The sequence below is a fragment of the Luteibacter sp. ME-Dv--P-043b genome (genome assembly GCF_030209605.1).
Lineage (GTDB): Bacteria > Pseudomonadota > Gammaproteobacteria > Xanthomonadales > Rhodanobacteraceae > Luteibacter.
Genome location: NZ_JARVRT010000007.1, coordinates 186,030 through 202,851 on the forward strand (window position 1 = coordinate 186,030; position 16,822 = coordinate 202,851).

Annotated in this window: 13 protein-coding genes; 7 read left to right on the forward strand and 6 right to left on the reverse strand. The window is 67.2% G+C overall.

Annotated elements, in window-relative coordinates:
- Nucleotides 1-107 precede the first annotated feature (107 nt).
- Nucleotides 108-1,838, forward strand: coding sequence for a M28 family metallopeptidase (locus tag QRN34_RS04835; protein ID WP_285402493.1), 1,731 nt, complete (start codon nt 108-110; stop codon nt 1,836-1,838).
- Nucleotides 1,839-1,991: 153 nt separating this feature from the next.
- On the opposite strand, the gene QRN34_RS04840 is transcribed toward QRN34_RS04835, so the two are convergent.
- Nucleotides 1,992-3,455: a porin gene (locus QRN34_RS04840; RefSeq protein WP_345782889.1), complete on the reverse strand. Its 1,464-nt coding sequence runs from the start codon at nt 3,453-3,455 to the stop codon at nt 1,992-1,994.
- Nucleotides 3,456-3,742: 287 nt separating this feature from the next.
- Here QRN34_RS04840 and QRN34_RS04845 point away from each other — a divergent pair, with 287 nt between their 5' ends.
- The 6 genes from QRN34_RS04845 (at nt 3,743) to QRN34_RS04870 (ending at nt 9,248) form a co-directional block, all read left to right on the forward strand.
- Nucleotides 3,743-6,010: a TonB-dependent receptor gene (locus QRN34_RS04845; RefSeq protein ID WP_285402494.1), complete on the forward strand. Its 2,268-nt coding sequence runs from the start codon at nt 3,743-3,745 to the stop codon at nt 6,008-6,010.
- A gap of 466 nt (nt 6,011-6,476) precedes the next feature.
- Nucleotides 6,477-6,659, forward strand: coding sequence for a hypothetical protein (locus QRN34_RS04850; RefSeq protein WP_285402496.1), 183 nt, complete (start codon nt 6,477-6,479; stop codon nt 6,657-6,659).
- A gap of 60 nt (nt 6,660-6,719) precedes the next feature.
- The gene (locus QRN34_RS04855) at nt 6,720-7,055 is read left to right on the forward strand and encodes a hypothetical protein (protein ID WP_285402498.1); all 336 of its coding nucleotides are present in this window, start codon (nt 6,720-6,722) and stop codon (nt 7,053-7,055) included.
- A gap of 5 nt (nt 7,056-7,060) precedes the next feature.
- Nucleotides 7,061-7,435 (forward strand): GntR family transcriptional regulator, encoded by a 375-nt coding sequence (locus tag QRN34_RS04860; protein WP_036142347.1) that lies wholly within the window; start codon nt 7,061-7,063, stop codon nt 7,433-7,435.
- Complete coding sequence (locus QRN34_RS04865) at nt 7,432-8,289, forward strand: ABC transporter ATP-binding protein (protein WP_036142350.1); 858 nt, start codon at nt 7,432-7,434, stop codon at nt 8,287-8,289. Before QRN34_RS04860 ends, QRN34_RS04865 begins: the two co-directional genes overlap by 4 nt.
- Nucleotides 8,286-9,248 (forward strand): ABC-2 transporter permease, encoded by a 963-nt coding sequence (locus QRN34_RS04870; RefSeq protein ID WP_285402501.1) that lies wholly within the window; start codon nt 8,286-8,288, stop codon nt 9,246-9,248. Before QRN34_RS04865 ends, QRN34_RS04870 begins: the two co-directional genes overlap by 4 nt.
- A gap of 387 nt (nt 9,249-9,635) precedes the next feature.
- Here QRN34_RS04870 and QRN34_RS04875 read toward each other — a convergent pair whose 3' ends face one another.
- Genes QRN34_RS04875 through QRN34_RS04895 form a run of 5 tightly spaced genes read right to left on the reverse strand, consistent with a single transcriptional unit; the run spans nt 9,636 to nt 16,797 of the window.
- Complete coding sequence (locus tag QRN34_RS04875) at nt 9,636-10,817, reverse strand: type III PLP-dependent enzyme (protein WP_285402503.1); 1,182 nt, start codon at nt 10,815-10,817, stop codon at nt 9,636-9,638.
- Nucleotides 10,814-12,592, reverse strand: a complete 1,779-nt coding sequence (locus QRN34_RS04880; RefSeq protein WP_285402505.1) for an IucA/IucC family protein — start codon at nt 12,590-12,592, stop codon at nt 10,814-10,816. The genes QRN34_RS04875 and QRN34_RS04880 overlap by 4 nt, the downstream gene beginning before the upstream one ends.
- Nucleotides 12,570-13,778, reverse strand: coding sequence for an MFS transporter (locus tag QRN34_RS04885; protein WP_285402506.1), 1,209 nt, complete (start codon nt 13,776-13,778; stop codon nt 12,570-12,572). The genes QRN34_RS04880 and QRN34_RS04885 overlap by 23 nt, the downstream gene beginning before the upstream one ends.
- Nucleotides 13,775-15,589 (reverse strand): IucA/IucC family protein, encoded by a 1,815-nt coding sequence (locus tag QRN34_RS04890; RefSeq protein WP_285402508.1) that lies wholly within the window; start codon nt 15,587-15,589, stop codon nt 13,775-13,777. The genes QRN34_RS04885 and QRN34_RS04890 overlap by 4 nt, the downstream gene beginning before the upstream one ends.
- Complete coding sequence (locus tag QRN34_RS04895) at nt 15,586-16,797, reverse strand: ATP-grasp domain-containing protein (protein ID WP_285402510.1); 1,212 nt, start codon at nt 16,795-16,797, stop codon at nt 15,586-15,588. Before QRN34_RS04895 ends, QRN34_RS04890 begins: the two co-directional genes overlap by 4 nt.
- Nucleotides 16,798-16,822 lie beyond the last annotated feature (25 nt).

The following is a 16,822-nucleotide window of genomic DNA, read 5'->3' on the forward strand; positions in this document are numbered from 1 at the left end:
TCCGTGACGGCAAACGTTCCATTATGACCACGTAGGCGCCGGGACGACAGGCCCGGGGATGCGGCTACACTCGGGGGCCACCTTCCGCTACCCGGGGATACCCGACGATGCGTCGACTCGCGCTTGCCTGCCTGACCGCCCTCACCCTGGCCGCCTGCCACTCCCACGACGAGGACAAGGCCGCCGCGACGCCTCCGGCGGCGCCAGCTCGCGCCACCACGTCGCCGCCGCCCCCGCTGCCGGCGGTGGCCAACGAACACCATGAGTTCAGCCCCGAGATCACGGCGGGCGATTTCGCCTCCCACTTGCGCACGCTGTCATCAGACGAGTACGACGGGCGCAAGCCGGGCACGCTGGGCGAGCGGCTGACCACCAACTACATCGTCAGCCAGTTCAAGCGGATGGGCCTGGAACCGGGCAACAAGGGTGACTGGCTGCAGACCGTGCCGGCCGTGTCCACCACGCTGAACCATCAGGACACCCTGACCCTGGACATCGCCGAGGGTGGTGGCAAGGAAGCCTTCGCCTTCGGCAAGGACATGGTCGCCGGCACCCTGCAAGCCAAATCCGACGTGGACCTCAAAGACTCCGACATCGTCTTCGTCGGCTACGGCGTGGACGCTCCCGAGGCCCAGTGGAACGACTTCGACGGCGTGGACGTCAAGGGCAAGACGGTCATCATCCTGGTCAACGACCCGGGCTGGAACGCCAACGATCCGAAACTGTTCAAGGGTCGCGAGATGACCTACTACGGCCGCTGGACGTACAAGTTCGAGGAAGCCGCCCGCCAGGGCGCCGCCGCGGCGTTCATCGTCCACCAGACCGAGCCGGCCGCCTACGGCTGGAACGTGGTGCAGAGCAGCTGGACCATGCCGCGCCTTGACCTGCCCGAGGACGAGTCGCCCGCCCCGCGCCTGCCGGTGGCGGGCTGGCTGACCCACGAGGCGGCGCAGCGCCTGTTTGCCAAGGCCGGAAAGAACTTCGACGACCTGGCCCACCAGGCCGACGTACGCGGCTTCAAGGCGGTACCGCTGGAGGCGAAGGCGTCGATCCACCTGGACAGCACCATCGCGCACTCGCTGAGCAACAACGTGATCGGCATGGTGAAGGGCACCGACACCCCCGGCGAGGCGATCGTCTACACCGCGCACTGGGACCACCTGGGCCACGACCCCGCGCTGCCCGGGCACGCCATCTACAACGGCGCGATCGACAACGGCACGGGCGTGGCCGCCCTTCTGGAGATCGCGGGCAAGTTCGCCCAGGACAAGCCGAAGCGCAGCGTGGTGTTCGCCGCGGTGACCATGGAGGAATCCGGCCTGCTCGGCTCGCAGTATTACGTCGCGCACCCGCCCTTCCCGCTGGCGAAGACGGTGGCCGACATCAACATGGATGCGCTGCCGATCACCGGGCCCACGAAGGACATGGAAGTGACGGGCCTGGGCCGGGGCACGCTGGAAGACCTGTTCGCCGACGTGCTGAAAGCCGACGGCCGCGTGATCAGCGGCGACGACACGCCGGAGAAGGGTCACTACTTCCGCTCCGACCACTTCAACTTCGCCAAGGCCGGCGTGCCGGCACTGGCCGCCGGCGGCGGCATCGACATGGTCCAGGGCGGCAAGGCCGCCGGTAAGGCTGCCGCGGAGGACTACAACGCCCACCGCTACCACCAGCCCACCGACGTCTACGACATGCGCTGGAACTTCGATGGCGTGATCCAGAACGTCAAGGCGTTCTATGCGCTGGGTGAGAAGCTGGCGGACAGCGACCTGTGGCCGGAATGGAAGGACGGGAGCGAATTCAAGGCGGCGCGGGAGCGTTCGCAGACGAAGAAATGAGGAATTGCCCGCGTTAGAAATCGCCCACATCGTGGGCTCCTACAACCGCATGCCACGTCGCATCGTTTGTAGGAGCCCACGATGTGGGCGATCCCCCCAGGTCCGGCGATCAGGCAGGAGCCCACGATGTGGGCGATTCCACGCCCCTACCGCCTAATAATTCACCTGCAACTGCACCCGCAACAACTGCCCGTCGATGCGCGGATACGGAGCGGCCGTGACATCGGTGCGGCGCATGTTGGCCCAGGCCACGGCCAACTCCACGGCGCTGGACGGCTGCCACTCGACGCCGGCCTCGGTCTCGTCCACCGACATCCTCGGCGCGTTGGTGTCGAACTTGGCCGCGCCGCGATAGGTCTGCCACTTCACGTACGGCATCAGCGAGCCATACGCGTCCCCGTCGAACTTGTACATCACCTGCGCATAACCGCCACGCAGCGACTTCGTGCGCACGGTGCGCCGCGCGACATCCAGTTCCGGTCCCTTGCCCACCGTCCATTCCGCCTGGAAGCCGAACGGCTGCGGGTAGTACACGACGTGCGCGGCGACACGACGATCGGTGGACCCCGCCACCGGTGCATCCACCGACGGCGTGAACGTGCGACCGTCGATCGTCGCCGCGGCGGTGCTCACCTTGTAGCGGCCGGTGTAGGCATCCGCACCCACTTCGAGGAACTGGCCGTTGGCGAACTTGAACGGGTAGGACACGTGGATGACCGAATGCAGCTGGTCGTTGCGATCCGGGCGATTGGCACCCTGGCCGTTGTACACGCCGACGCCGAACACGCCGTAGTCGCCCGACCCCTTGAGGCCGGATTTCACGAGGTAGGCGTAGCGTTCCTTGATCTCTTTCGGTGTCCAGTAGAAGAACACGCCCAGGTCTCGCTCGTCGCGGACGCCGGAGTTGAGCGCATCGGCGCGATCCAGGGCGAGGCGGTTCTGGCTCGATTGCAGGTCTTCCCAGCCGTAGGGGATCTTCGACTGGCCCGCGCGGATGCGGAAGGTCTTGTCCTTGTCGAGCCACAGATCCGCGTAGGCATCGCGCAGCTGGGCGAAGTTGCCGGTGCTCGAACCCGACGGCGTGCTGGCAAGGTCGGGCTGGATGTAGATCGACATCCGGTCGGTGACATCGCCGCTGATGACCACGCGGGCGCGACGGATACCGAAACCCTGCTCACGCCCGATGTAACGGTCGCCGGGTGACTTCAGGTCCTTCGCGTCGTCGCCGAGCTCCTGGTTGTAGCGCATCTGCACGTAGCCACGGATGCCGATGCGGTCGTACCAGGCCTTCGCGGACGAAGGCGCTTTCGTGTGGCCCGTGGCCGATGCCGCTCCGGTCGGGCCACCTGCCGACGCCACTTGCGTCGATGTCGACGTCGACGGCACGCCGGTGCCCGAAGCCGCGACGGCGCCGGCCGTCGTCCCGCCCGGGGCCGTGGACGTACCCTCCTGCACCTGGGCGAACTTGCCCAGTCGCGTCCGCCCGGGACCCGGTTCGGCAAAAATCTGCCGCGTCGCGGTGTCTACGTACAACTCGATGGCGGCCTCGGGCACACCTTCGGCAGCCGCGGTACCGCACAGGGTCCAGAAAGCCGCTGCCAGGGGAAGTCTCTTCATGCCACCGCTCCGAAAGTCTTGAGAAAATGCTCAAACGTCGCCGATAAAGACGCTTCATGCTGCCAACGTCGTTTTCACGCTCGACGGGCGGCAAGGTATCGGTGGCAGGTTTCACTTCCGTGACACGGCGCGATTTCTTGCGAATGGATGGATTTCTGCACTGCAACACTTTCGTCATGCGGACGTAACAAGGGATAATTCGCGGCGACGCGCCCTCGCCAGGGGATCGGCTCGACGGATTCGGCGAGGCACTTCCATCCCAGGTACACCCAGGCGGAACCCAAACCATGTCCTTCGCAAGCACGCGCACGCCGCGACGTCTCGTCATTGCCCTGTCCATCGCCGCCTCCCTCGGCGCCGTTCCGGCCTTCGCCCAGGACACGGCACCGACGGCACCGCCGGCAGGTTCGCCGGGCAAGACCGCCACGCTGCAGACGATCAGCGTCACCGCCGAAAAGCGCACGGAAGACCTGCAGAAGGTGCCGATCTCGATGACGGTTGTGACCGCCGAGAAGCTGGAGGCCTTCGGCCAGGCCGGCGACGGCGTGCTGCAACTCGCCTCGCGTGCGCCCAGCGTGTATGCCGAGACGTCCTACGGCCGCGAGTTCCCGCGCTTCTACATCCGCGGCCTGGGCAACAGCGATTTCGACCTCAACGCCTCGCAGCCCGTGTCGATGGTCTACGACGACATCGTGCAGGAAAACCCCATCCTGAAAGGCTTCCCGCTGTTCGACCTGGAGCAGGTGGAAGTGCTGCGCGGTCCGCAGGGCACGCTGTTCGGCCGCAACTCGCCGGCCGGCGTGATCAAGTTCGAATCGCGCAAGCCGACGCAGGAAACCGAGGGCTATGCGCGCGTCTCATACGGCTCCTACGGCACCGCCAACGCCGAGGCCGCGCTGGGCGGCAAGCTGAGCTCCAGCTGGTCCGGCCGCGTGTCCGCCGTGGCCCAGCACCGCGACGGCTGGATCGACAACGACTACACCGGCAAGAAGGACGACCTGGGCGGCTACAACGACCGCGCCATCCGCCTGCAGGCCCTGTACAAGGCCACGGAGGACTTCGACGCCCTCATCAACGTGCACGGCCGCTGGCTGGACGGCAGCGCGATGGTCAACCGCGCCAACGCCATCACCCTGGGCAGCAATCAGTTCGTGCCGGGCTTCGATCGCGATTCGGTGTCGCAGGATGGCGACAACAAGCAGCACCTGTTCACCTGGGGCAGCAACCTGCACCTGAACTGGCACTTCGGCGACCTCAACTTCGCCTCGATCACGGGCCTTGAGCGCGCCACGACCTACAGCCTGGGCGATGTCGACGGCGGTTACGACGCGTCCGGCACGCCGGCACGCGCCAGCGCCACCAACCGCGTCACGCCGTTCCCCTCCGAGACCGCCGACGCACTGCCGAAGGATCGCCAGATCACCCAGGAATTCCGCCTGTCCAACGACACGTCGGACCGGCTGAAGTGGCAGGTGGGCACCTATTACTTCGACGAAGACATCGCGATCAGCAATTTCTCCTACGACACGCTGAACAATCACGTGCTCAACGGTTGGGTGGACCAGAGCCAGCGCACGAAGGCATGGGCGGTGTTCGGCTCGGCCGATTACAACGTGACCGACAGCTTCGACGTGCGTGCCGGCGCGCGCTGGTCGCACGACAAGCGCGAGTTCAGTGCCGAGCGTTTCCTGGGCTTCACCGGCCCGGTCGGTCCGCTCACCTCCGACCCCACCGACTCGCGCTGGAGCGGCGACCTGACCGGCACCTGGCAGCTGACCAAGAACGCCAACGTCTATGCACGCGTGGCCAACGGTTTCCGCGCGCCCAGCGTGCAGGGTCGGATCAACTTCGCCAACAGCATCTCCACCGCGAAGCCGGAGACGATCACCTCGTACGAAGTGGGCTTCAAGTCGACCACGGACGACCAGAAGCTGCGTTTCAACGCGGACATCTACAAGTACAACATGCACAACCAGCAGCTGACCGCCGTGGGGGGTGCCACCAACGTCACGCAGCTGATCAACGCGAAGAAGACCGAAGGCTACGGCGCCGAGTTCGACCTGGAGGCCTACCTCACCCCGCAGTTCTACATGACCGCCGGCGGCAGCTATAACCACACCGAGCTGAAGGACCGCAACCTGGCCATCGCCCCGTGCGGCGGCGGCTGCACCGTGCTCGATCCGCTGAACCTCGCCGGCAACGCGCTTATCGACGGCAACACGCTGCCCAACGCGCCGAAGTGGATCGGCACCTGGACCGCGCGTTACGGCATCCCCTATGGCGAAAGCGGCGAGTTCTTCGTCTACACCGACTGGAACTACCGCAGCGAGGTGAACTTCTTCCTGTACGACTCGGCGGAGTTCAAGAGCAAGCCCTTCCTCGAAGGCGGCATCCGCGTCGGCTACAACTGGGACTTCGGCAAGCGCGAGGTCGCGCTCTACGGCCGCAACATCACCAACAAGAAGGTGATCACCGGCGGCATCGACTTCAACAACCGCACCGCCTTCGTCAACGATCCGCGCGTCGTCGGCATCGAGTTCCGCGCCGAACTCTAAGCCACCCCCGCGCCCCCGCAGGGCGCCCCGCACACCGATCGCCCTCGCGGCCGGCCCCTCCCAGGGCCGGCCGCTTCCACATCCAGCCGCCTCGTCCCGCCTTCTCGCCTTCTCGCCTTCTCGCCTTCTCGCCTTCTCGCCTTCTCGCCTCCCCGCATCCCCGCCTCGCCCGGCCTCTCCGCCGCCGCGCTCACCTGGCCGCTCCACCGCCGCGTAGGAGCGCACGCACGTGCGCGAAATCCCCCCGCGACACCCTGCCCGATCGCACTCACACAGCCCCGCCTTAAACCCTATCCCCCGAACCCGCATCAGACCGTGTGCCCGCCGCCCACCTCACCAGCACAGCGCGGCACGGCCTAGGCCACAAGTCATAGAAGAATCCCGAACGATTCCGCTTGACGACTAAAAATCTGGTGTTATAGTTCACTACAACACCGGTCACCCACATCACCGCAGGAGCAACACCATGAAAACCCCGAACCTCGTCGCTGTCGCCGCATCCGTCGCCCTCGCCGTCGCCAGCCTGGCCGTCTTCAGCAGCACCTCCACCTCCGCCGCCCCGGTCTCGGTCATCAACGGCAGCAAAGTCACCAACCTGGCCCCGATCGTCGTCTACGCCGACGCCGCCCCCGTCGTCGCTTCCCTCTAACCACAACCACAACTACACCTGCACGGCGCCACGCCGGCAGCACGTCCTCGGAGTCGTCCCATGAAAGCGCCGAACCTCATCGCACTGACCGTCTCTGTCCTCATCGCCGGAACCAGCGTGTTCGCCCTGCGCTCCTTCGACGACCGTGTTGCCGCCCTGGCCAGCGTGCCCGCCTTCGTCAACGGCGTCCGCGTCGTCGACCTGCCTGCCCTGAACGTCCGCCCCACCGCCGCCGATGTGCGCGAGGCGGCCCTGGGCAGCGAAGCCAACCTGGACTCGGCAGCTGCCACCCTTCGTCGCAGCGCGGAGGATCGTGCCGCCGCACTGATCGGCGCACAGATGGCCATGCCCTACTATTCGTTTGGAAATGCATTGCGCCGCACGGCGAAGGAATGAATTACATGTCCATCACCTGGAACGACAGCATCCCGATCTACCGCCAGCTCCGCGAACGCGTGGTGGCGATGATCCTGGATGGCGCCTTGAACGAGGGCGATCCGCTGCCGTCGGTACGCCAGGTCGCGGGGGATTTTCAGATCAACCCGCTGACCGTGTCCAAGGCGTACCAGGAGCTGGTCGACGAACAACTGGTTGAGAAACGGAGGGGTCTTGGCATGTTCGTGATCGATGGGGCGCGCGACGCGCTGCTGAAAAGTGAAAGGGAGCGCTTCCTGCGCGAGGAATGGCCGGCCTTGTTCGCCCGCCTCCAGCGCATGGGGCTCGACATTAAAACCCTGATGCGTGAAGCCCACGGCTCCACGGAGGATCCATCATGACCGCGGTCGTTACCGCCACCGGCCTCACCAAGCGCTTCAAGTCGTCGCTGGCCCTGGACGGCGCCTCGTTCCAGATCGGTCCGGGCCGCATCGTCGGCCTCATCGGTCCCAACGGCGCCGGCAAGACCACCGCGCTGAAAGCCATCCTCGGCCTCACCACCTTCGAAGGGCAGCTGGACGTCCTGGGCATGGATCCCCGCCGCGAGCGCGGCAAACTGATGGAACAGGTGTGCTTCATCGCGGATGTGGCGGTGCTGCCACGCTGGCTGAAGGTGCGCGACGCCATCGACTTCGTGGCCAACACGCACCCCCGCTTCGATCGCGCCAAATGCGACGCCTTCCTCGCCCGCACCAAGCTGCAGCCGGGACAGAAGGTCAAGCAGATGTCCAAGGGCATGATCGTGCAGCTGCACCTCGCCCTGGTCATGTCGATCGACGCGAAGCTGCTGATCCTGGACGAGCCCACGCTGGGCCTGGACATCCTCTACCGCAAGCAGTTCTACCAGACCCTGCTGGAAGACTATTTCGACGAGCAGAAAACCATCGTGGTGACCACCCACCAGGTGGAGGAGATCGAACACATCCTCACCGACCTGATGTTCATCCGCGACGGCAAGATCGTGCTGGACACCGACATGGACAGCCTGGGCGAGCGCTTCGCCGAGGTGCTGGTCGGCGCGGAGCACGCGCAGGCCGCCCGGGAACTGGGGCCGCTGGACGAGCGCCAGGTGTTCGGCAAGAGCATCTTCCTCTTCGACAACGTGGATCGAGCGCGGCTGGAACAGCTGGGTGAGGTACGACGTCCGTCGATCGGCGACCTTTTCGTCGCCACCATGAAGGGCACCTACGTATGAAAACCTTCTACTGGCTGGTCAAGCGCGAGTTCTGGGAACACAAGGGCGGGTTCTTCTGGGCCCCCGTGATCTCCGGCATCGTCTTCCTCGCGATCAACCTCATGGGCATCGCCGTTGGCGAGATGTTCGGCAACAACGGCCGCATGGGTGGCTTCCACTTCGACGACATGCACCTGCAGGGCGGCATGAGCCTCGAGGATCTGCGCAACGCCGGCGCCGCCATCGACATCATGCTCTACGCCGTGGCCGGCATCATCCTGGCGGTGGCCGCCATCGTGATCTTCTTCTACTGCCTGGGTGCGCTGTACGACGATCGTCGCGATCGCAGCATCCTGTTCTGGAAGTCGCTGCCGGTGTCGGACACCTCCACCGTGCTGTCCAAGGTAGCCAGTGCCGCGGTGCTCGCCCCGGTGATCGCGATCGTGGTCGGTGTCATCGTCGGCTTATGCCTCGCCCTGGTGGTGGCCATCGTCGGTCAGGTCCACGGCCTGAGCGTCTGGCGGCTGCTGATGGAAGCGCATCCGGTGGGCGTGGTGCTGAAGATGGTGCTGCTCATCCCGCTCTACGCCATCTGGGCCCTGCCGACCATCGGCTGGCTGCTGCTCTGCTCCGCCTGGGCCCGCAGCAAACCGTTCCTCTGGGCGATCGCCCTGCCCCTCGGCGCCGGCGTCATCGTGTCGTGGTTCAACCTGATGGGTGCCGCCGGCATGGAAAGCGGCTGGTTCTGGAAGAACATCGTGGGACGCCTGCTGGGCAGCCTGGCCCCGGGTGGCTGGGTCACCAAGTCCTCCACGCTGGTGGTCACCGGCCACGACAACCCGGCGGCCCTGCTCAACAGCATGGACCTGGCCTACCACTACAGCGCCCTGGCCAATCCGTCCGCCTGGATCGGTGCGATCGCCGGTGTAGTCATGATCGCCGGCGCCATCTGGTTCCGCCGCTGGCGCGACGACAGCTGAGCGCGAACGACAACGGCCCCCACGGGGGCCGTTCATTGCAGAACGACAACGGCCCGCAAGGGCCGTTTTTGTATGGTGTAGGAGCCCACGATGTGGGCGAACCCTCAACGTAGCTACAGCGAAAGACGCCGCCCGCATGCACAAGCGAGCGTCTTTAGACTCCCCTAACGCGGCTTTAAGGCGCTTTAAAAGCCGCTTCGTTCAACACATGGAAACGCTGGCACGGATGCGGCGCATGGCTTCATTCGCTGCACGTAGGCTGAGGGTTCGCCCACATCGTGGGCTCCTACACAAAGACCATGCGTGCACGAAGACCATGCGTGGGTGCAGGAAGAGCATGGGTGGGTGCACGAAGGCCATGGTCGGATGCGCCCGATCCATGGGCGGTTACACGAAGAGCATCGTCGGTGGGGGATGCATCAGGAAATGCTGGTGCGAGATGTTCCACGCGTACGCGCCGGCGAGTGTAAACACCAGCCAGTCGCCGGGGGCCAGCGTCGCGAGGCGCTGGTCGCGGGCCAGCACGTCCTTGGGCGTGCACAGCTGGCCGACGAGGGTGACCTCCTCGTCGGCGACCACGGGCGCACCGCCGCGTCGCACCGTCACGAACGGATGGTCGTGTCCCTGCGCCGCGGGCGTGCGGAAGTGATGCGTGCCGCCGCGTGCGATGGCGAACCAGCGGCCATGGTTGCGCTTGATATCCAGCACCTCCATCGCGTAGAACCCACATGCGACGCTGACATAGCGCCCCGGCTCGAACCGCAGTGTCATCGCCGGATACCGCGCAAGACGCTCGTCCAGGCCGGCGCAGAAGCGGGCCCAATCGAACGAACGTGATGGTTCCGCATAGTCCACACCGAAGCCGCCGCCGACGTTGACTACCGTCGTTTCCACACCGTAGGCCTGCCTCCAACGTGCCACCGCGGCCAGGCAGGCATCCACCAGGGCCAGATGCGTATCGACATCGGGCTGATGCGACATCAGGTGGAAGTGGAAGCCCTGCAACGCCAGCCACGGCGATGCCCGCAGGCACGCCAGCGCATCGGGCAACGCGTCCTCGTCCAGCCCGAACGGCGAAGGCCGGCCGCCCATCATCAGCCGCGTGCTGCCCAGCGCGGGCAAGGCGATGTTCATGCGCAGGAAGACCGGCACGCGGCGCTCCGCCCGCTCGGCGATCGCCGCAAGCCGGGTCAGTTCACCCACGCTTTCCACATGGATGGCGCAGTCGGGCAGCGACACGGCCAGTGCCAGTTCCTCGTCCAGCTTGCCCGGGCCGCCGAACAGCAAGCGGCTGCCGGGCTCGTGCTCGTGCAGCCAGCGCAGTTCGCCGCCGGAGGCCGCCTCGAAGCCGTGGACGATGGGGCGAAGCGTCCGCAACACCGGCGGCTCGGCGTTGGCCTTCGCGGCGTAGAACACCTCGCAACGCGCTGGCAACAGCGACATCATCCACTCGGCATGACGACGCAATGCATCCAGGTCGTACACGTAGGCACACACCGGCTGGTCCGCGTCCGCACGCAGCCGGTGCAGGGCCTTCATGGCCCGGGTCGGATCGGGCGCCAGGCTCATGCCGCAGCCCGCGGGATAGCCCGATCGATGAGCGGGCTGGGCAGCGCGGTGTAATCCGACTCGCGATCCGCGCGGCGGAACAGGCGGGTACGCAGGTTGTTCTTGCTCGGCAGGTCGGCACCGTCGACCAGCGCGTCCAGCAACGACTCCGCGCCGAAACGCTGCCCCCAGCGTCGGGCGATACCGCCGACCACCTGCCACAGGCGTTGCTCCAGTTGATCGAACGCGGCACCGGCACCCGCGCCGGACGCGATATGGAAGATAGCCTCGCCGAGATTGTTGATGAGCGCGCAATAGGCCACGCGCTTCCAACCCAGGTCACGCGGATAGAGCAGCGAATCGCGGGCACGCGGCGACATGTCCGCCAGGCGCGGCCCGGCCCAGGCATCGTCGCTGAGCTTGGTGCCTTCCAGGTCACGCACCCAGACGCGCGTGGGCAGGCCATTCTCGAAACCGAGCACCGTGTTCTGCAGGTGGGGTTCGAGCACCACGCCGTGGTCGAAGAACGCCAGCCACACACCATCCAGAAGCAGCGCGGCATAGCTGTCGAACCAGCGCTCAGCGGCCGCGGCGTAGTGCAGGCCGGCCCGTTCGGCATGCTCGCGCACCATGGCTTCGCACGGCCGCTCGCCGTGACGGTCGGTGGCGAACAGCGCACCCGCCACGGCCGGGCGATACCGCGTGCGCGTGGCGCCGTCCAGCGTGTCGCGGTAGAGCATGCCGAAGCTCTCGGTGAGTTCACGCACGGCGTCGGCATCCTCGCTGGCCGCACCGAAATCCAGCGTCGTGGCGGCGGGTTCGGTGAGGACATCGAAACCGCGCACGCGCCGGCGCACGTCGGCCCATACCGGCGCCAGCAGCCGGGTCAGCGCCACCGCACTCTCCAGTTCGTACCACGCGTTCTTGCGCACGCAGTTGGTCAGGCGGACATGGATGGACAGCTTGAGGAAGTAGTCGAGGTCCGCGTGGTACATGGTGCGCACCGACGAGGTGGGACCCAACGCCAAACCACGCTCGCCCACCGGCTCGATCAGCCCCTGCGCGCGTGCGGCCTGGAACGCCGGGTTGGCGAGCACCCGTTCCACCTCCCAGGGATGGCAGGGATACAGCGCCTCGCCGCCCGCGGCGCGCAGCAGCGTCGCGTCCACGTCGATCCCGTAGCGCTTGCGCAGGCCCGCATCGACACGGAACCAGTACAACGGAAACCGCGTGCCTGCCTCGGGCGAACAGGCCAGCACGTCCTCGACGGGTACGCCTTCGCGGCTTTTCGGGGTCGGGTGCATGGCATGGCCCCAGATCATGGCCTGCTCCGCATCCAGCAGGCTATCGCCGCTGGCCACCTTGTCCAGCCCGCGGGCCAGCAGGCGCCGCGTGATGTCCACGCTGTTGACGCTCTGCGCCAGCAGTTCGGCGTTGAAGCCGACCGCGGGTGCCACGCGCTCGAGCAGGAAGTGCACCAGGCTGGTGGCATCCGCGCAGCGCCAGGGCTCACCGGGACGCTTGAGATACGGCGCCGACACGTAATCGCAACGACCGAGCCGGCTCATGCGACCTGTACGCACGGCGATGGCGTAACCGGCTTCGGGAAACCGGATGCGCAGGCATTGGCCGCCTGCGTGGCCGAGCGCCACGGGATCGTCTGCATGGGACGTATCGATATCCACCTCGCCCGCGGGCAAGGCGAACTCACGCAGGTAGCAGTTGAGCCAGCACGCGATGGCCTGGGACTGGGCCAGCGCGTCGTACCACTGGTCACGCATGACGTGGGGGGACATGGACGTTTCTCCGTGTGGCGGGAAGATAGACGGCGACGGCGAGCAACCAGGCCACGCCGGCGGTGATCGCGGCAGCCACGAAGGGCATCGCCAGGCCGTAGCGCGCCACCAGCGAACCGGCGACCACGCCACCCAGCGCACCGGCCCACTTGCCGGTGGCGTCGAAACGGCCGAACAACGTGCCCGCGCCGCGCTCGTGCGACTGCGCCGCCATGGCGCGGTTCAGCCCGACGAAGGAAAGCAGCATGCCGGCGCCGTAGGCCAGGCGCATGACCGGCAGCCAGGTGTCCACGGTGAGCACGGCATGCCCGACGCACGCGAGCGCGAGCACGGCCAGCCCCGCCAGCAGGGTCAACGGCGAGGTGCCCATCCGCCGCAGCCAGGGCATGGCGACCAGGTAGACCAGGTGCGGCAGGCTGTAGAACCAGCCCGCCACGCCGTCGTCGCGTACGCCGAGGTGCTCGCTGTACGGCAGGAAATACGGGAACGTGACCACCATCGCGAAGCAGAACAGGAACTGGATGGCGAGCAGGCCCGCGAGGACCGATGTGGGCGAGATGTCCCCGGCATGAGGCATGCCGGTGATGGCTGGCGCCGGCGGCGTAGATGCAGCGGCTTTCGTGGACGCCACAACGCGTGGCACATCGCGCGGCAGGCGCGAGGTGACCAGCAGCGCGAGGCACGGCAGCACGGCCAGGTAGCCGTACAGCTCGTGGGTCAGCCCCGTGCGCGTGGCCAGGCCGAGCAGGATCGGTGCGGTCACCATGGCCAGTCGTGCGGAATACTGCGTCCAGTCCAGCGCGCGCGACAGCGTGCCGGCCTTCGACTGCGTCGCCAGATACGCATTGGCTGCAGCCAGCGAGCCCCCGAACGTGCCCTGGATGACCAGCGCCACGACAAACACCGGAAGGTTGGGCGCGAAGCCGGCGATGAGGAAACCGACGGCCAGCCCCGCCTGCGCGCGCAGCAAGGACAGCCGGCGGCCGTGCCGGTCCGCCCAGCGCCCCCACGCCGTGGCGGTCAGCGCGGTGCAGACCGTGGGCAGGACGTACAGTGTGCCCACCAGCCAGGTCGGTGCGCCGGGAGCCAGCACACCCAGTACCCGCGGCATGAACAACGGCATGCCCAGTGCCGTGAATGCCGCGAGATAGTGCGCGAACAGCACCGGGCCGAGGATGCGCATCAACCCGCACCCTGCGCGACGAACGCACCGGCAAGCCTGTCGTCACGCGTATCCCGCATGAAGTTGGGCCCGCTCTCGCCGTAGAACTTGTTGATATCCGCCGCGCCGCTGGCCGCCTTGCTGAGCAGGCTGCCCGCGCTGAGCAGGTACTTCACCGGCAGGCGTGGCGCATCGAGCAGGCGGCGTGCCGGCGCGATATCGACGCCCTCGCCCGACAGCACACGCAGCATGTGTTCCAGCGCGTCGCGCAACACCACATACATCGCATCGCGAAGATCGGCGCGCTGTTCCGCCAGCCCTTCGATCACCGCGACCAGGCACAGTTGCAGCGTAATCGTGCAGAACATCCGTGCGAGCGCCGCATCGTCGTCCACGGCGATGCGCGCATCGCGCAGCGGCCCGTACGCCTCCAGATCGCCCAGCGTGCCGCGCAGGCGCGGCAACAGGACGCGCGCGGCATCGTTGTCCTTCATCAGCAGACGCAGCGGATGGCCCGCTTCGTGGATCAGCACGGCGTTCTGCTGGTTGGATTCCAGCGCGATGCCGTGCACCAGCCACAGGCGCAGGTGCACGTCGCACAGCAGCCCGGCATACGCCGTCCACCAGGCCAGGACATCACCGTCGTACCACCGATCCGCCAGGTGCATCGCCATGGCGCGCCCGTCGGGCAGCGTGGCGCACAGCGCCGCGACGGGAACGAGGGTGGCGTCGTCCAGGGCGGGGTAGCGGCGCACCAGCCAGGACAGATGGCGCGCTTCGTCCACATGGCCGCCGTGCGATTCGTCCACGTGCACGTAACGGTCGCGCAGCGCGTCGTCCACCTCGGCCACGCGGCGCAGCACCCGCTCGAACCAGTGCCCGTCGTACAACGTGGACGGCTTGATGAGACGCAGGTTGAGCGCCCCCAGCGTCCGCATCAGCAGGGGCAGCTTGAGGTGCTCGCGCGGATGATCGACCGGCACCACGGTGCGTACGGACAGCGTCGGCCGCACGGTCAACCACGCGTGCGGCGCGCGATGAGACCCGTGCGGCAACGCCAGTCCCTCGGCCTCGCCGCCCTCGCCCAGGCGCGACCACGTGAGCGGATGGACCGGCAGCAGCGCGTGCGTGGCATGCAGCGCGGACGGCAGGCCCACGTCCGCCATCGACGGCCAGAAGCCCGGCGGCGGCGTGGTCATGGTCACGAGCGCCACCGGCACGGCCAGCCAGCGCAAGGCGAACGACGGATCGTATTCCGGCGCATAACGGCGCAGGTCGTCACCGTCGAAGCCGGACTTGGCCCGGGCGGTCGGATAGAAGGGATGATCGCGGAAGCTGGCCAGGCGATCGCAGGCCAGCAGGCGTTCGTCCCACGTCGGGTGGTCCAGTGCGTGGGCCAGCACCGCGGCATCGCGCTCGAACGCCTCGCGCGCCAAGCCGCGATGGGCGACGGCACAGGCCGCCTCGTCGGCATACGCACGGTGCAGGGCCACGGTTTCCTCGTCCAGCCCGTCCGACAGGTGCGCCAGCCAGCAAGCCGCCCCACCCTCTTCCACCACGCCCGTGCCGTCGTCGCGCAACCAGCGCGACGCATCGGCGCGCACATCCTGCATCGCGTCGTACTGGGCCGCCGGCAACCAGATCACGCCGGCCGGCAGGTGATCGATCCGCCACCACCCCTGGGGCGACGCGCCGCTCCAGTGCGAGCGGACGGCTGCGGATGGTTGCGCAAACGCGCCGCGACCGGCGATGCCGCGCACGTCCTCCCGCAGGCAGGTATCGATGATCCGGCGCACGATGTACGCCTCGTCCGTCATGTGCACAAGGCCGCTCATCCGTGCGACTCCATCGGAGCGATGTGCCAGCGCAGGCCGGACTCGATACGCGACAAGGCGCGGGCCAGATCGTCGTCGTTATCGGCCACCAGGCTCAGCGCGCCCAAGTAATCCTTGTTGGAACGGGTGAGGCGGATCTCGTCGCCGGTCTTGCGCAGGGCGCGGAACACCCCGTGCGCACCGTCACCGGCTTCCTCCCGATCGGTCGGCGAGGCGGATAGCGTGCCCTCCTCCGTGGCCACGTAATAGCGCACCATCGCGCGGCGCTCGCTGGGCACCGCATCTTCCAGCGGATGACCCAGGTGCAGGCGCAGTATCCGCTCGAACCAGCCGTCCGGCTGCAATGCATCGAGCATGAACTCCCGGCCGTCGCCGATGCTGCGGTAGTTGATCTCGATCAGCACGGGACCCTTCGGCGTGGCGACGAACTCGCTATGGCACACCCCGAAGCCGACGCCGAAGGCGATCACCTGGGCCAGCGCCTGCTCGCGGCAGGCCACGCCATGCGGCCCGTTCCAGTGCGCCTCGCGCTCGATGAAATCAGGCGGCGGCGACAACGTGACGTCGAAGCCACCGATGGCCTGCACGCGATGCCCGTCACCCAAGGTCTCCAGCGTGAACAGCGGGCCCTCGATGAAGGCTTCCAGCAACACCGCACGCTCCGGCCCCTGGCGGCGGAAAGCCTCCAGGTACGCCAGCAAATCCTCGGCAGAGGCACACAGGCGGACATCCAGGCTGGCGACACCTTCGCGCGGCTTCGCGATCACCGGATACGGCGTGTCCGCCGGTGGCTGTTCGCCCGGCGCCAGCATGTGGAACCAGGGACACGGCAAGCCGCGTTCGCGCAACCGCTCGCGCATGGCGGCCTTGTTCTTCGCCGCGTAGCACACGCGCCAGTCCTTGCACGGCACGCCGAATTCCGCCGCCACCAGCGCGGTGGCGGTCTGCAGGTGGTCGCTATTAGAGAACACCGCCGCCGGCCGGATGCCTTCATTGCGCAAGGCGTCGATCACGGCCAGCGGATTGAAGACGTCGCAGGCCACGACCTCCACAGGTGTGTCGGTCGCGCTCAGGCGCTCGAGATGGTCCAGCCGCCGGTCCGTGGCGATGACCACGCGCAGGCCGAGGCGGTGCGCGGCGGGGAGGAAGCCGTCGAGGACGGCGGGATGCGCGATGTGCGCGAGGATGACGAGGGGGGAGGACACCATGGGGGAAGTTCCTTGTAACGTGGAG

Excerpts from the sequence above, each read along its gene's own strand:
- QRN34_RS04835 (WP_285402493.1), top strand. The coding sequence starts at position 108 with ATGCGTCGACTCGCGCTTGCCTGCCTGACCGCCCTCACCCTGGCCGCC.
- QRN34_RS04840 (WP_345782889.1), bottom strand. The coding sequence starts at position 3,455 with ATGAAGAGACTTCCCCTGGCAGCGGCTTTCTGGACCCTGTGCGGTACC.
- QRN34_RS04845 (WP_285402494.1), top strand. The coding sequence starts at position 3,743 with ATGTCCTTCGCAAGCACGCGCACGCCGCGACGTCTCGTCATTGCCCTG.
- QRN34_RS04850 (WP_285402496.1), top strand. The coding sequence starts at position 6,477 with ATGAAAACCCCGAACCTCGTCGCTGTCGCCGCATCCGTCGCCCTCGCC.
- QRN34_RS04855 (WP_285402498.1), top strand. The coding sequence starts at position 6,720 with ATGAAAGCGCCGAACCTCATCGCACTGACCGTCTCTGTCCTCATCGCC.
- QRN34_RS04860 (WP_036142347.1), top strand. The coding sequence starts at position 7,061 with ATGTCCATCACCTGGAACGACAGCATCCCGATCTACCGCCAGCTCCGC.
- QRN34_RS04865 (WP_036142350.1), top strand. The coding sequence starts at position 7,432 with ATGACCGCGGTCGTTACCGCCACCGGCCTCACCAAGCGCTTCAAGTCG.
- QRN34_RS04870 (WP_285402501.1), top strand. The coding sequence starts at position 8,286 with ATGAAAACCTTCTACTGGCTGGTCAAGCGCGAGTTCTGGGAACACAAG.
- QRN34_RS04875 (WP_285402503.1), bottom strand. The coding sequence starts at position 10,817 with ATGAGCCTGGCGCCCGATCCGACCCGGGCCATGAAGGCCCTGCACCGG.
- QRN34_RS04880 (WP_285402505.1), bottom strand. The coding sequence starts at position 12,592 with ATGTCCCCCCACGTCATGCGTGACCAGTGGTACGACGCGCTGGCCCAG.
- QRN34_RS04890 (WP_285402508.1), bottom strand. The coding sequence starts at position 15,589 with ATGAGCGGCCTTGTGCACATGACGGACGAGGCGTACATCGTGCGCCGG.
- QRN34_RS04895 (WP_285402510.1), bottom strand. The coding sequence starts at position 16,797 with ATGGTGTCCTCCCCCCTCGTCATCCTCGCGCACATCGCGCATCCCGCC.